Source organism: Roseovarius sp. S88, assembly GCF_037023735.1.
In the GTDB taxonomy this organism is placed as follows: domain Bacteria; phylum Pseudomonadota; class Alphaproteobacteria; order Rhodobacterales; family Rhodobacteraceae; genus Roseovarius; species Roseovarius phycicola.
The window spans coordinates 925336-939530 of the sequence record NZ_CP146069.1 but is presented as its reverse complement, the minus strand read 5'-3'; the positions used below and the strand labels follow the sequence as shown (position 1 = coordinate 939530).

Genomic DNA, 14195 nt, shown 5'->3' with positions numbered 1-14195 from the left:
TCAGCCCGCAATCAGGCCCATCTGTTCCAGCTTCAGGATCACCTGATGGGCGCAGTTGTCGACTTCGACATTTTCAGTCTCAACACTCAACTCGGGGTTTTGAGGAACATCGTAAGGGTCAGATATCCCTGTGAATTCCTTGATTTTCCCTTCGCGCGCAAGCTTGTAGAGCCCCTTTCGGTCGCGGCGTTCACACTCTTCGATGCTGGTCGCCACGTGCACTTCTACAAACGCACCAAAGGCTTCAATATCTTCACGCACAGCCCGGCGAGTTGTGGCATAGGGTGCAATCGGCGCACAGATGGCAATCCCGCCATTCTTGGTAATCTCAGAGGCCACATACCCGATGCGGCGGATGTTGAGATCGCGGTGTTCCTTGGAAAAGCCCAGTTCAGAGCTGAGGTTTTTTCGCACGATGTCGCCGTCCAGCAATGTCACCGGACGTCCGCCCATCTCCATCAGCTTGACCATAAGCGCGTTTGCGATGGTTGATTTGCCCGACCCGGAGAAGCCAGTGAAAAAGACGGTAAACCCCTGCTGACTGCGTGGCGGCCGTGTTTTTCGCAATTCTGTGACCACTTCGGGGAAGGAAAACCATTCCGGGATCTCAAGCCCTTCGGCCAGACGTCGGCGCAATTCAGTGCCTGAAATGTTCAGGATTGTGACGTTGTCCTTGTCGGCAATCTCGTCCATCGGCTCGTACTGGGCGCGCTCCTGCACATAGACCATGTGTTTGAAATCAACCATTTCGATGCCGATCTCAGCCTGATGCTCACGGAACAGATCCTGCGCATCATAGGGGCCATAGAAATCCTCGCCGGCTGAGTTCTTGCCCGGTCCGGCATGGTCACGACCGACGATGAAATGGGTGCAGCCGTGGTTTTTGCGGATCAGCCCGTGCCAGACCGCCTCGCGCGGGCCGGCCATGCGCATGGCGAGGTTCAGAAGGCTCATCGTGGTGGTGGAGGCAGGGTACTTGTCCAGAACTGCCTCGTAGCAGCGCACGCGCGTGAAGTGATCCACGTCACCCGGCTTGGTCATGCCGACGACAGGGTGGATAAGCAGGTTAGCCTGCGCTTCTTTGGCGGCGCGGAAGGTCAGTTCCTGGTGCGCGCGGTGCAGTGGGTTACGGGTCTGAAAGGCGACAACCTTGCGCCAGCCCAATTTGCGGAAATAGGCGCGCAGTTCATTGGGTGTGTCGCGACGGGCGCGAAAATCGTAGTGCACGGGCTGTTGGATGCCGGTGACAGGACCGCCGAGGTAGACTGAACCAGCCGTGTTGTGCAGGTAGTTTACTGCCGGATGCGCATCATCATCCGCGCCAAAAACCTTCTCGGCTTCACGCGCTTTGTCTGGTGCCCAGCGGTCGGTAACCGTCATTGTGCCAAGGATCACACCTTCCTGGTCACGCAGGGCGATATCCTGACCCAACTCAATCTTGTCTGCGAAGTCTTCGCTGACATCGAGGGTGACAGGCATGGGCCATAGGCTTCCATCAGTAAGGCGCATGTTCTCGACTACGCCATCATAGTCAGCCTCAGTAAGAAACCCTTTGAGCGGGTTGAATCCGCCGTTCATCAAAAGCTCCAGATCACAGATCTGACGCGGGGTCAGGTCCCAGCTGGTCAGGTCGGCGGCTTCGACCTTGAGCTTCTGCGCGCTGTCGTAAGAGACATAGAGTTCCGGGATGGGGGCGAGGTTACTTTGCACAATCTTTGTCCTGTGTTTGAGGGGTACAAGGCCACTCGACGTGCCGGTCAGTTCGGCATGAAGAGCGTCGTATTCGGCGAGTTTGCGAGTCAGAAACTGATCTGTGAGCCGGTTCTTTTCAGCCGCTCCACGGGTCGTGATCGCATAAGCGAACCTTTGGCGTCTGTCCGGGCCGTCACGTTCGCTGATCTTTATGAGACCGGCTTGGACTGCGCGCCGCAGCAACGCATTCAGACGACCCAGCGAGATACCAAGATCGGACGCTGTTGCCCTTTGAGACGCCTCGGGTGCAAGGTCAAGCTGGCGCAACAGGCGAAAGAGTTGATCTTCCTCCTCCAGGCTTGGCTTTGTTTCGGGCGACATCATCATAACTGGCGACTCAAAATATGTTCACACGTGAACACATGTCATAAGCCGCTCTCCGGGAAAACCCCCTATTTTGGGGGAAACGATCTGTTTCGGATGTGTTGTCAAAGGATCACGGAGACACGCGAAGCCTTGCAGGTAAACCGCTCAACGAAAGTTTCAGCATGCGACAAAGATCAAAAAATCTCATAACGGTCATCTTCGAATTCGCCACAAGAGCCCTAGACTCCGCCCTCCCAGAGCCCGACGTCATAAGAATTAAACCAAGTATCTCAGCCCCAAAATGCTCTTGTTCTGCAAAGAGGAGCGCGCCATCAATTCCTAGACGCATGTTCGTCGCCAGGACCGGTTGAAAATTGGTTTTCATCTGTCTGACGTCAAACACATCGACGCAACAACAAATCCTTGTTGAAATTCACATGCGATGTCCTCTTGCGGCGAGTCGGTCGCAAACGAGACCTTTCAGTTGTCTTTAAGCGCCGCCAGCACCTCTCCCGCCGCCGCTGTCGGAGTTTTCTCTCCTGACGCGACGTCCTTTGCCGCCAGCGCCATCGCCTCGCGCGCCGCTGCTGTGTCCAGACGTGCCAGCAATCCTTGACGCACTTCTTGCTCGAACCAGTACTGCGCCTGCGCCTGGCGGCGGCCATCAAAGTGGCCGTTTTCGCGCCGCCATTCAATCAGCGCCGACATCTCTTCCCAGGCGGTGTTCAACCCGTCTTCATGCAGCGCTGAAACCATCAATGCCTTGGGAAATCCTTCCGGATCCTGCGGGCGTTTGCGCATCAAACGCAGCGCGCCAGCATAGTCAGAGCAGGTGCGTGTCGCTGCTGGCTTCAGATCGCCATCGGCCTTGTTTACAAGGATCAGATCGGCCATCTCCATGATGCCACGTTTCACCCCCTGAAGCTCATCGCCACCCGCGGGGGCCAGCAAAAGCAGGAACAAATCGCACATCTCGGCCACGACGGTTTCGGACTGCCCGACCCCCACAGTCTCGATCAAAACAACATCGAAACCGGATGCTTCACAGAGCGCCACCGCCTCGCGTGTGCGCCGCGCCACACCGCCCAGATGCGTCTGGCTGGGGCTGGGACGGATAAAGGCGTTAGGATCCCTGCTGAGCCGTTCCATCCGGGTCTTGTCCCCCAGGATCGAGCCGCCCGTTCGGGCCGAACTGGGATCGACGGCCAGTACCGCCACCCGAAGCCCCTGCTCGGTCAGCATCATGCCAAAAGCTTCGATGAAGGTGGATTTTCCGACGCCAGGCGTGCCCGAAAGCCCGATCCGTACCGCCTGCCGTCCCGAGTGCCCGAGTCGCTCCAGCAGCTCCCGCGCCGTCGCCCGGTGATCCTCCCGCGCGCTTTCCACCAGAGTAATCGCCCGCGCCAGCGCGCGGCGCTCCCCGGCGAGAAGCTGCTCGGCAAGCTTTTGCGTATCAGTCATCTCGCTCTTGGTCCTCAGATCATCTTCGCTCGGCCTTGAAACACAGGCCTTTCGCCTTTTGCCCCAGCGAGGCAGAGATTGTCCAGCACGAGCGCGCAGCCCGCCTTGGCAAATTCCTGCGCGCCCATGCCCGGAATCCCGCCCACTCACGAAGGTCGATCAGACAGCCCTGCCCGGCAATGCTAGTCTTGGTTGTGTAGCGAGTTCCGTTATCCCGGGGTCACCTGCGCATCACGCGCAAACCCGATCCTGCCACAGACCCCGGTCTGCGTCCGGATACGCCTTATATGTGGGTTATGCGTCTTACGTCAGGTCGGTCCATCCCCAGGTCCCGGCTTGGCACGAGTGTCAGACAAATCTCCACGAGGCGTGTCCGGGCGCCAAGAATTCTAAGACGCGTCGCCCTGGAATCCAAGCCCGTCATCGTTGATAAGTCGGGTATGACTACACCTCGTCTGCCCATCCACGACGCCATAGCGCCTTTGCTGAATGCCTTGCAAGATCAAGGCCGTGCCGTGCTTCAAGCGCCGCCCGGAGCAGGTAAGACCACCGTGGTTCCGCTGGAAATCCTGAAGGCTGGGCTGAGCCAGGGGCGCATTGTCATGCTGGAGCCACGCAGACTTGCCGCGCGCGCCGCCGCCGAGCGTATGGCGCAAACTCTGGGCGAGCCGGTTGGCAAAACAGTGGGCTACCGGGTGCGGGGAGAGGCCAAGGTCTCGGACGCGACACAGATCGAAGTTGTGACCGAAGGCATCCTCACCCGCCGCATTCAATCTGAGCCGGAACTCAAGGGCATTGGAACTGTCATCTTTGACGAGTTTCACGAGCGCTCTCTCAATGCTGACCTTGGTCTCGCACTTTGCCTCGAAGTGGCGGGGGTCTTGCGCGAGGATCTGACGCTTCTGGCGATGTCCGCAACGCTGGACGCAGAACCCGTGGCCAATCTCATGCATGCGCCAGTGATCACCTCTGAAGGGCGCAGTTTCCCGGTAGAAACCCGCCATTTGCCACGCCCCCTGCACAAAGACACCCGATGGGGCGGCGCTCTTGCTGATCTGGTGCAGCAGGCCGTGACTGAGACCGAAGGCGGCGTGCTGGTCTTTTGCCCCGGAGAAGGTGAAATTCGACGTCTGGAGTCGGCGTTGACTGATCGGTTGCCTCAGGATTGCCACCTGCAGCCCCTCTTCGGTGCCATGCCCTTTACCGCGCAACAGGCCGCGATTGCGCCAGTGAAAGGCGGTCGCAAGATCGTGCTGGCCACAGCCATCGCTGAAACCTCGCTCACTATTGAAGACATCCGCGTTGTTGTGGATGGCGGTAAAGCGCGGCGCGCACGGTTTGACCCCGGATCAGGTATGTCGCGGCTGGTGACAGAGCCTGTGACCCGCGCCGAGGCAACCCAACGTCAGGGGCGCGCAGGACGCGTGGCCGAAGGTGTCTGCTACAAGCTCTGGACAAAGGCCGAGGAAGGCGCCCTGCCGGCCTATCCCCCGGCAGAGATCGAGGCCGCGGACCTCACGGGTCTGGCATTGGAACTGGCACTTTGGGGGACCACGCCCGAAGCTCTGCCGCTTTTGACGCAGCCCAATGCGGGCAGTTTTGCCGAGGCAAGAGGACTCTTGCAGATGTTGCAGGCCCTGGACGACTCGGGGCGCATCACTGCGCATGGCAAGCGATTGGCCCGTCTGCCCCTGCACCCGCGTCTCGCGCATATGCTAGAGCGCGCTGGCCCGGGTGCTGCCTTTCTGGCAGCTCTGCTCGCGGACCGTGATCCGCTTGCGCGCGGCGCGCCATGTGACCTGTCGCTGCGCCTCGCTGCGCTGCGCGATGCCAAGAGCTATGCCGCCAGACACCCATGGCCCGCCAATGCCGGGTCGCTGGCCCGCATCCGGAAAGAAGCCAAAAGACTGTCGTCGCAAGTTCAAGCCAGCCCATCCGGCTTGAGCGACGCGGACATGGCGGCCCTCGCCTATCCCGACCGCATTGGCCTGCGCCGCGAAGGCGATGCGCCGCGCTATGTTTTGTCAGGTGGCAAAGGGGCTGTGATGGCTGATGACGATGTGATGGCAGGCACGCGGCTTATCGTGGTCACGGATCTTGATGGCAACCCGCGTGAGGCGCGCATTCGACAGGCGATTGCCCTGTCCGAGGCCGAGCTGCGCGGGCGCTTCGGTGATCAGATCGCATGGCAGAACACATGCCAATGGGACAAGCGCTCTCGTCAAGTCACCGCCCGCAGCCAAGAGCTATTTGGCGCACTCGTGCTCGAAGACCGCGTCTGGAAAGACGCGCCTGATGCAGAGATTGCCGAAGCCATGCTGGACGGGGTGCGTGACCTTGGGCTGACATGGACCGACGCCGCGCGCCGGTTTGTGGCGCGCGGCGCGCTGTTATGGGACTCTGGTGAGGACTTGCCTGATATGTCCGACATGGCGCTTCTAGAAGAGCTTGAAGACTGGCTCTTGCCCTATCTCAACGGCGTCAAGACCGCCCAGGACTGGAGACGGTTTGATATGCTCGACGCCCTGCGCGCGCGTCTGACTTGGGAGCAGATGCAAAGGCTCGACGCCGCCGCCCCGGCGCATTTCACCACGCCTCTGGGCCGCAAGATCCCCATCGATTATGCCGGTGAGCACCCCGAGATTTCCCTGCGCCTGCAGGAAATGTTCGGCCAGACCTCACATCCCTTGGTGGGCGCCACCCCCTACGCGTCACGCTCCTGTCCCCCGCAGGCCGCCCTGTGCAAACCACGCTCGATATCCCGGGCTTTTGGGTGAATTCCTACCCCGACGTGCGCAAAGACATGCGCGGGCGGTATCCAAAGCACCCTTGGCCAGAAGACCCGCGAGAGGCGGACCCAACGCTGAGGGCGAAACGGCGGGGGTGAGGCATGGTTGTTGGGATGCCTTGCATCCGCTCGTGTCAAGCCGTGCCAGCGGCGGACCGGGGGACGGCGCGGCCTCCTTCTGATTGACGCGCTTTATCCGCGCCAAACCTGCCTGCTGAAAATTCGCCGCGCATACGTTGACAAAGCGACGGCCCTTCCGGGCCGGTCCGTCGCTGGCACGGCGGGGCTGCGCCCCTTGATTCCGTGCCTTTGGTGCTGTGAAGTCGCAACAGTTGTGCGGACTTTGCGGCCATCTGGTTAGCTAGAAAGTAGTTACGGCTTTGTTGGCTTTGAGCCAAATCCAACCTCTGAGTCCTGCGACGACCAGTATCATGCAGATTGTTGGCACTATCCAACCCATAACCAGCCCGGCTCCAGTAGACTGACCACTGCCCAACACCTTCCATGCCCAATATGAAAAAACCGCGTTGCCAACAAAAAAAGCGACAAACAAGAAAACTGCGACTGGCACCCTTGACGCATGCCCGGCGCGTATACGAAAAGCAAGCACAAACAACAACAAAGCTATGAATGCCGTTACTCCGGCAAAAGCTAAGTTTGGAACAGGTTGTACAAGCGAGACCAAGGTCAGCAACGCTACATTTGCGCCCATGATTAGGATTGGAAGTCCTGCCATTTTGACTGCTTCTTTCGCGCTGCTTTCATCAACGGCGGATATCCAGTAACCAAATAGCTTTGTTTGCATAATCGCTGACTTTGACCGGATTGCTTTTTTGAAATCAAAGTAGCTGAACGAGATTCGAGCGTAACGACGAATTCACCGCTTTGGGCCTCAAACCCACCCTTCCGACACTACCCTACCCCCTTCCCCGCCGGTCCTTCAGCGCCTCATGCGCCTCAACCGTCCCGTCATGGAACGTGCCAAACCACTTGTCCCAGGGCATCTCTAGATTCCCGTAATTCACCTCAAAATACCGGTGGTGCATCTGGTGGTGGAACGTCCCCAGCGCCAGCGTCTTGCGGTCCTTCACCAGCATGTTCTCAAACCCGGTATGCGAGGTCGCCGCCGTCAGCGCCTGATGCTGCATGTGAAAGAGGATATGCAGCGGATGCGCCGGGATGACAAAATGAATGAGAATGGAACTGAAGAATATCACATGTTCCACCGGGTGCATCGATAGCCCCGACCACGGCCCCACATTTATATTGCGGTGATGCAGGGAATGCGCGATCCGGTAGAGCGGACCCCAATGCAGGGCGCGGTGGATCCAGTAGAAGTGAAACGAAATCCAAACCGGCGTCAGCAGGAAGATCAGCACAAACCAAATCGGATTATCTGACCAAAACAAAACCGGCGCATACCCATTCGCCATCGCCCAAAAGATCAGCACCTCATAGGCGGTCCAGACCCCAACACCACTCGTCAGGCTCCAGAACATGTTGTCCCGCACCTGACCTCCCAATGTGAATTGCTTGCCGTTGCGCATCAGCTCCCGTGGGTCAAACTTGAGCCGATCCCCCTGCCGCCGCGCCCCGTGAAAGAACCAGTGCAGACCACCGGCCACCAAAATCATCAACCCCATGTTGCGCAGCCATATGCCCGCCACCCAATCCAGGCTCAGCGTCTTGGCGGTCTCCATCGACGGCTGGAAAAACGCCCAGCAAATCAGCGCAAGGACAACAAGGATCGAATTCTCGGCAATCTGAAACCAGCGCACAGCGGTCCACTGCGCCATGCGCCGCGGATCAGGGGGCCAGCTAAAGAAAGGCGACACGGCAATAGGCACATCCGGTACATGGTTCCAACCGGGCAGCTTGGGATCAGGCGTCTCTGTCATGTTTCACTCAATCCCACCAGGGCCCGTGATGCACGCCCTCTTCGCCCAGACGCTCAAAGCCGTGATAGCCAAAGAAATCGCGCTGTGCCTGAATGATATTGGCCGTGCCAAACCCTTGCCGCATCGTGTCATACCATTGCAGCGCGGCCGACAGCGCCGGAATGGCATGCCCGCCCGCCACCGCGTCCCCGACCACCTTGCGCAACGCCGGGAGGCACTCGGTCAGGCGGCTGGCAAAACGTGGCGTGAGGATAAGCTGCCCATGCGGAAGCTCACCGCGAAACGCCTCTGAGATATCATCAAGAAGCGCAGACCGGATGATGCACCCTGCGCGCCAGACCTCGGCAATTCGGGCAAAATCGAGGGTCCAGTCGTACTCTTCGGACGTCGCCGCCAGCACGCGAAACCCTTGCGCATAGCACAGGATCCGCGCCGCCATGAACGCCTCTGACAACGTGCCTGCATCCACCTCCAATGCTCCCCGCGCGCCGCCCAGAATAGTCTGTGCACTTTGGCGGGTGTCTTTCTCTGAGGACCAGCTGCGCGCGCCCACGGCGGCCTCAATCATATTGGCGGCCTGCCCCATGCGCACCGCCTCGACCACAGTCCAGCGCCCGGTGCCCTTTTGCCCGGCGGCATCCTTGATCACATCGACCACCGGATGACCGGTCTTGGGGTCGTGATACTGCAACAGCTGCCCAGTAATCTCGACGAGGTAAGACTTCAGCGGCCCCTCGTTCCACGCCTCAAAGAGCTTGCCAATCTCGGCGGGTGGCCACACCGCGCCATAGTGTAAGAGCGCATAAATCTCGGCGATCACCTGCATATCGGCATACTCGATCCCGTTATGCACCGTCTTGACGAAATGCCCGGCCCCGTCCGGCCCAAGGTGATCCACGCAGGGTTCATCTTCGTATCGCGCCGCGATCGCACGCAAGACATTGCGCAGCTGAGCCCAGCTGTGATCACTGCCGCCCACCATCATGGAGGGCCCATGCCGCGCGCCCTTCTCGCCACCCGAGACGCCCATACCAACAAAATGCAGGCCTTTCTCGGCCAGCGCCGCAGATCGGCGACGGGTGTCGTGGAAATTGGCATTGCCCCCGTCGATGATCGTATCGCCATCCTCAAGCAAAGGCGCAACCGCCTCGATCATCATGTCCATCGGTTTACCCGACGGGATCATGAACAGGATCACCCGCGGCGTCTTTAAGCCCGCCACAAACGCCTCAAGCGTATCATGTGCCACAAGGGCGTTCGCCAGGTCCCCGGCCTCTTTCATGAATTCTGCGATCCACTCAACCTCGCGGTTGGTCACTGCAACACGAAAGCCTTTCTCGGCCATGTTGAGCGCCAGCGCACTGCCCATCGTCCCCAGACCGTACACCCCGATCTGTGCCTTGTCGTCTGCCATGGGCCTCCCCTTTACGGCGCGTCTTTTCCGGCTAGGGTAGACTGACATCCCAATGATGCCAAGGAGCCTCACCATGTCGCACCTGCCTTTTCGCCTCGATGCCAATCCGACGATGGAAACCTCTGCCCTTGCCCCCGCAGAAGCCTTCACCACTGACGACAAGACCGAACTCAACCACACCCATTTCGCCACCAATGACGAAAGTGTGCTGACCGGCACATGGGAATGTGCCCCCACCCGGGAAGAGATAGATGCCTACCCGGTGCATGAAATGATGACGCTCATATCAGGTCGCCTGCGCCTCACCCATCCCGATGGTGCGGTCGAGGAATTCGGCCCCGGCGATACGTTCTACATCGCCAAGGGCGCGCCTGTGGTCTGGGAAATCACCGAGCGCTTGCGCAAGTTCTATATGATCGTGGAGTAATTCACCTGCTTCTTTCTTGGTAAAAATACCGCCGCCGGAGGCCATCCGAGGCGGCGGCCAAAGGCCAGAGCCGAGATATAAAGTGCGCGCGCAGCGCGCTCCATCAATCTGCGTCAAACCCCCAAACACCAGCGCATGATCGCCTTTTGCGCATGCAACCGGTTCTCGGCCTCGTCGAAGATCACCGAGTTAGGACCGTCCATCACCGCCGATGTGGCCTCTTCCTCACGATGCGCGGGCAGGCAATGCATGAAAAGCGCGTCCGGCTTGGCGTGGGACATCAGTTCCTCATTGATCTGATAGGGGCGCAGCATGTTGTGGCGGCGTTCCTTGCTCGACTGGCTGTCATGCATACTGACCCAGGTGTCCGTGACCACCAGATCTGCGCCTTCAACGGCTTTGAACGGATCGCGTTCAATGACCACTTTTGAGCCAGCCTTGCGCGCCAGCCCGACAAATTCGTCCTCGGGGTCAAGCTGCGACGGGCCGGTAAAAGTCAGGTCAAACTGAAACTGTGCTGCGGCATGAAGGAAGGACGAGCACACGTTGTTGCCATCCCCCGACCACACGACTTTCTTACCCTTGATCGGGCCGCGATGCTCTTCAAACGTCATGACATCCGCCATGATCTGGCAGGGATGTGTGCGGTCGGTGAGACCATTGATCACCGGCACATCGGCATATTCGGCCATCTCCATCAGCACGCTTTCATCAAAGGTGCGGATCATAATGAGGTCGACATAGCGGCTCATCACGCGGGCTGTGTCGGCAATCGTCTCGCCATGGCCCAACTGCATGTTCGTCCCGGACAGAACCATGGTCGTTCCGCCCATCTGGCGCACGCCTACATCAAAGCTGATGCGCGTCCGGGTCGACGGCTTTTCAAAGATGAGCGCCACAACCCGGTCTTTCAAAGGCAAGTCATCATCCAACGCGCCACGCGTGCGGCCAGCGCGTGCGTCCTTCATCTCCTGAGCCGAATTGATGATATGGTGCAATTCGGTCGCGTCGGTTTTGTGAATATCAAGAAAATGGTTCATGCCGGTTGCTCGTCGCTTGTGGTGGCCACCTGATGCGCGACCGCCTCCAGCCGCTTCACCGCCTCGGAGATTTCGTCGTCGGTGATTGTCAGCGGCGGCAACAGCCGCGCGGTATTTTCCGCCGCCGGCACAATCGCCATTTCCGCATCATACGCCGCCGACACCACGTCTCCCACCGGCGGCACGCATTTCAGACCCAGCATCAAGCCCGATCCGCGCACCTCTTCAAAGACAGACGGGTAACCAGCCACCAGCGCTTCCAGCTTCTGGCGCAAAAGCCCTGCCTTGCGGTTCACATCATCCAGAAAGCCAGGTGCCGTGACATGATCCATCACGGCATTGCCAACGGCACAGCCCAGCGGGTTGCCCCCATAGGTCGACCCATGTGTGCCCGCCGTCATACCTAACGCGGCCTCTGCCTTGGCCAGAACCGCCCCAAGTGGGAAGCCCCCACCAATGCCCTTGGCGACCATCATGATGTCGGGCTCAATCCCCGCCCATTCGTGCGCAAAAAGCTTGCCGGTGCGTCCGACACCGCATTGCACCTCATCCAGGATCAAGAGCAGTCCATGCTCATCACACAGATCACGCAAGCCCTTCAAACAGACATCCGGCAATGGCCGAATACCGCCTTCGCCCTGAATGGGTTCCACCAAAATCGCCGCTGTCTTGTTGTCAATCGCCGCAGTCAGCGCGTCGTGATCCCCGAAAGGCAGATGCTTGAACCCCGGCAGCAGCGGCCCAAAGCCGTGCGTCATCTTCTCAGACCCTGCCGCAGCGATACCCGCGGAGGACCGGCCGTGGAAAGATCCGTCAAAGGTTAGGATATCAACGCGCTCGGGCTGGTCTTTTTCAAAAAAGTATTTGCGCGCCATCTTGACTGCCAATTCACAAGACTCAGTCCCGGAATTGGTGAAAAACACCGTATCGGCAAAGGTCGCCGCAACCAGCTTGTCGGCCAAAGCCTGCTGTTGCGGGATATGATAAAGGTTTGACGTGTGCCACAGCGCACCTGCCTGCTCGGTCAAAGCGGCGACAAGCGCTGGATGCGCATGCCCGAGCGCATTCACCGCAATCCCGGCGCCCAAATCCAAAAATCGGCGCCCATCTGCCTCGATCAGCCAGCTGCCTTCGCCTTTGACAAACTGCAAGGGCGCACGGTTATAGGTTGGCAAGACAGACGGGATCATAGCGTCATTCCTTATTTTCGAAGGTTTCTTGAGTGCCGCATGGGCGGCGACAAGTCAATCTGGGATGGGAAAAGGCAGCGATCTGCCGGGATCAAACAAATGACGAAACGTCAGACGGGAAAACGTCGGCGTCGGCTTGCAGCGTATATGGCTCGTTTGATCATGGCGCGGTCATGGCATAACTCACGCCACGAAGCAAAGGCATTTTTGCGACCGCCTTACAACGGCACGACCTCCGCTATGTCCTGCTCGGACAAACAGGCCAACATTTCGCGCACGCTACGGTTCAAAATCGGATGCCGCCAGTCCGGCGCGATGTCCGCCAATGGCACAAGAACAAATGCCCGGTCTTGAAGTCTGGGATGCGGCAGGATGAACGTGTCTGGTGCGTTTTGCATCTGATCCTGTAAGGACAGGTCGCGCCACGCCCTATGGGTGTCTTCATCCGGCCAAATCTCGGACTCGACCGCCAAGAGATCGAGATCCAGCGTTCTTTGCCCCCATCTCTGCTCACGCGCACGGCCAAATTCGGCCTCAACCTCATGCAACACCTGCATCAGTATTTCAGGCGTGTGATCGGACACGAGTACAGCGGCAGCGTTGACATAGTCCGGTCCAGCCCCTTTGGGAAAGCACGGAGTTGCATAAAACCGGCTCACGTCTTTGACCTCAATGTCGCGTCGCGCGAGTGACTTCAGGCCCTCTTTCAATGTGTGTGCCGGTCCGCCTTCAGCGGTCGGAATATTGCCGCCCAAAGCAATCAGACAGGTTTGATTTGACATGACACAGACCTATCCCTTTGGATGGTTACAAGACTCTTGCGCGACCGAAACTAAACTTTTAGGTTCGCATTTTGAACTCGTCCGTTTCCTAACCACTCACACTCGGAACAACGCGGACGGGTAAAAATAATAATTTGGAAGGACTTTTAATGTTTTACAAGGACGAACGGCTCGCGCTGTTCATCGATGGATCGAATCTGTATGCCGCTGCCAAGTCGCTCGGATTTGACATCGATTACAAGCTTCTCAGGACGGAGTTTATGCGTCGTGGCAAGCTTTTGCGCGCGTTTTATTACACGGCACTTCTTGAGAATGATGAGTATTCGCCAATCCGGCCTCTGGTCGACTGGCTGAACTACAACGGCTTCACCATGGTTACCAAACCGGCCAAGGAATACACCGACAGCCAGGGACGCCGCAAAGTCAAAGGCAATATGGATATTGAACTTGCCGTTGATGCCATGGAATTGGCGCCACGGGTTGAGCATATTGTGCTCTTCTCCGGTGACGGTGACTTCCGCCCTCTGGTGGAAAGCCTTCAGCGTCAGGGCGTGCGCGTCTCAGTGGTCTCGACCATTCGCAGTCAGCCGCCAATGATTTCCGACGAGCTGCGCCGTCAGGCCGACAACTTTATCGAATTGGAAGATCTGCGCGACGTGATTGGCCGCCCCCCGCGCGAAGACGCACCCGTCCGTGAGCAAATGGCCGTTCCCGCAAAATAAGCCCGATCCGGGCGCGTGAGCCCAAACAGAACCACGACACCGCACCACATCGTGACCCAACCGGTCAGAGCATAGAAAAAGCCCCCGCCACACGGCAGGGGCTTTTTTTCATCAATCGAAAGCGGTTTAGGACGCTTCAGAAATGAACTTCACCGCGTCACCAAAGGTCTGAATGGTTTCGGCTGCGTCATCAGGAATTTCGATGCCGAATTCTTCTTCGAAGGCCATAACCAATTCGACCGTGTCGAGGCTGTCCGCGCCCAGATCGTCAATAAAGGAAGCGTTTTCAGCTACCTTGTCTTCTTCCACACCAAGGTGTTCCACAACGATCTTTTTTACGCGGTCTGCGATATCGCTCATTTTGTCATCCTCATATTCTGTCGGGCGCGTGGCCCACAAGTCCTGCGCTCAGCCC

General features: G+C 58.7%; 11 protein-coding genes and 1 pseudogene. 3 read left to right on the top strand and 9 right to left on the bottom strand.

Translation table 11 applies throughout. The features are described from left to right. Together RZ517_RS04825 and meaB are read right to left on the bottom strand one after the other, a co-directional pair. Positions 1-2076 carry a bifunctional sulfate adenylyltransferase/adenylylsulfate kinase gene (locus RZ517_RS04825; RefSeq protein WP_338551113.1) on the bottom strand — a complete coding sequence of 692 codons (2076 nt, stop codon included), beginning with the start codon at positions 2074-2076 and terminating at the stop codon, positions 1-3. Between the two features lie 462 nt (positions 2077-2538). Beyond that, positions 2539-3519 (bottom strand): methylmalonyl Co-A mutase-associated GTPase MeaB, encoded by a 981-nt coding sequence (gene meaB, locus RZ517_RS04820; protein WP_338550327.1) that lies wholly within the window; start codon positions 3517-3519, stop codon positions 2539-2541. A gap of 440 nt (positions 3520-3959) precedes the next feature. Between meaB and hrpB the strand changes: the two are divergent. Further along, positions 3960-6406, top strand: a pseudogene (gene hrpB / locus RZ517_RS04815) (ATP-dependent helicase HrpB). A gap of 262 nt (positions 6407-6668) precedes the next feature. On the opposite strand, the gene RZ517_RS04810 reads toward hrpB, so the two are convergent. The 3 genes from RZ517_RS04810 to gndA form a co-directional block, all read right to left on the bottom strand. Further along, the gene (locus RZ517_RS04810) at positions 6669-7112 is read right to left on the bottom strand and encodes a hypothetical protein (protein ID WP_338550326.1); all 444 of its coding nucleotides are present in this window, start codon (positions 7110-7112) and stop codon (positions 6669-6671) included. A gap of 112 nt (positions 7113-7224) precedes the next feature. Continuing rightward, the gene (locus tag RZ517_RS04805) at positions 7225-8205 is read right to left on the bottom strand and encodes a sterol desaturase family protein (RefSeq protein WP_338550325.1); all 981 of its coding nucleotides are present in this window, start codon (positions 8203-8205) and stop codon (positions 7225-7227) included. 7 nt (positions 8206-8212) lie between these two features. Then, positions 8213-9619, bottom strand: coding sequence for an NADP-dependent phosphogluconate dehydrogenase (gene gndA / locus RZ517_RS04800; RefSeq protein WP_338550323.1), 1407 nt, complete (start codon positions 9617-9619; stop codon positions 8213-8215). 73 nt (positions 9620-9692) lie between these two features. Between gndA and RZ517_RS04795 the strand changes: the two genes are divergently transcribed. After that, on the top strand, positions 9693-10046 hold the full coding sequence (locus RZ517_RS04795; RefSeq protein ID WP_338550322.1) for a cupin domain-containing protein: 354 nt from the start codon (positions 9693-9695) through the stop codon (positions 10044-10046). 113 nt (positions 10047-10159) lie between these two features. Here the strand turns inward: RZ517_RS04795 and argF are convergent, their stop codons facing one another. The 3 genes from argF to folK all read right to left on the bottom strand — a co-directional run bounded on the left by argF (position 10160) and on the right by folK (position 13058). Beyond that, on the bottom strand, positions 10160-11086 hold the full coding sequence (argF, locus tag RZ517_RS04790) for an ornithine carbamoyltransferase (protein WP_338550320.1): 927 nt from the start codon (positions 11084-11086) through the stop codon (positions 10160-10162). Next, positions 11083-12276 carry an aspartate aminotransferase family protein gene (locus RZ517_RS04785; protein WP_338550319.1) on the bottom strand — a complete coding sequence of 398 codons (1194 nt, stop codon included), beginning with the start codon at positions 12274-12276 and terminating at the stop codon, positions 11083-11085. The genes argF and RZ517_RS04785 overlap by 4 nt, the downstream gene beginning before the upstream one ends. Positions 12277-12494: 218 nt before the next feature. Then, entirely contained in the window at positions 12495-13058 is a 564-nt protein-coding gene (folK, locus tag RZ517_RS04780) for a 2-amino-4-hydroxy-6-hydroxymethyldihydropteridine diphosphokinase (RefSeq protein WP_338550318.1), read from the bottom strand. A gap of 149 nt (positions 13059-13207) precedes the next feature. On the opposite strand from folK, the gene RZ517_RS04775 reads away from it, so the two are divergent. After that, the gene (locus tag RZ517_RS04775; protein ID WP_317057842.1) at positions 13208-13780 is read left to right on the top strand and encodes an NYN domain-containing protein; all 573 of its coding nucleotides are present in this window, start codon (positions 13208-13210) and stop codon (positions 13778-13780) included. A 126-nt stretch (positions 13781-13906) separates the two neighbouring features. Here RZ517_RS04775 and RZ517_RS04770 read toward each other — a convergent pair whose 3' ends face one another. After that, positions 13907-14140: an acyl carrier protein gene (locus RZ517_RS04770; protein ID WP_298912012.1), complete on the bottom strand. Its 234-nt coding sequence runs from the start codon at positions 14138-14140 to the stop codon at positions 13907-13909. Between the last annotated feature and the right edge of the window lie 55 nt (positions 14141-14195).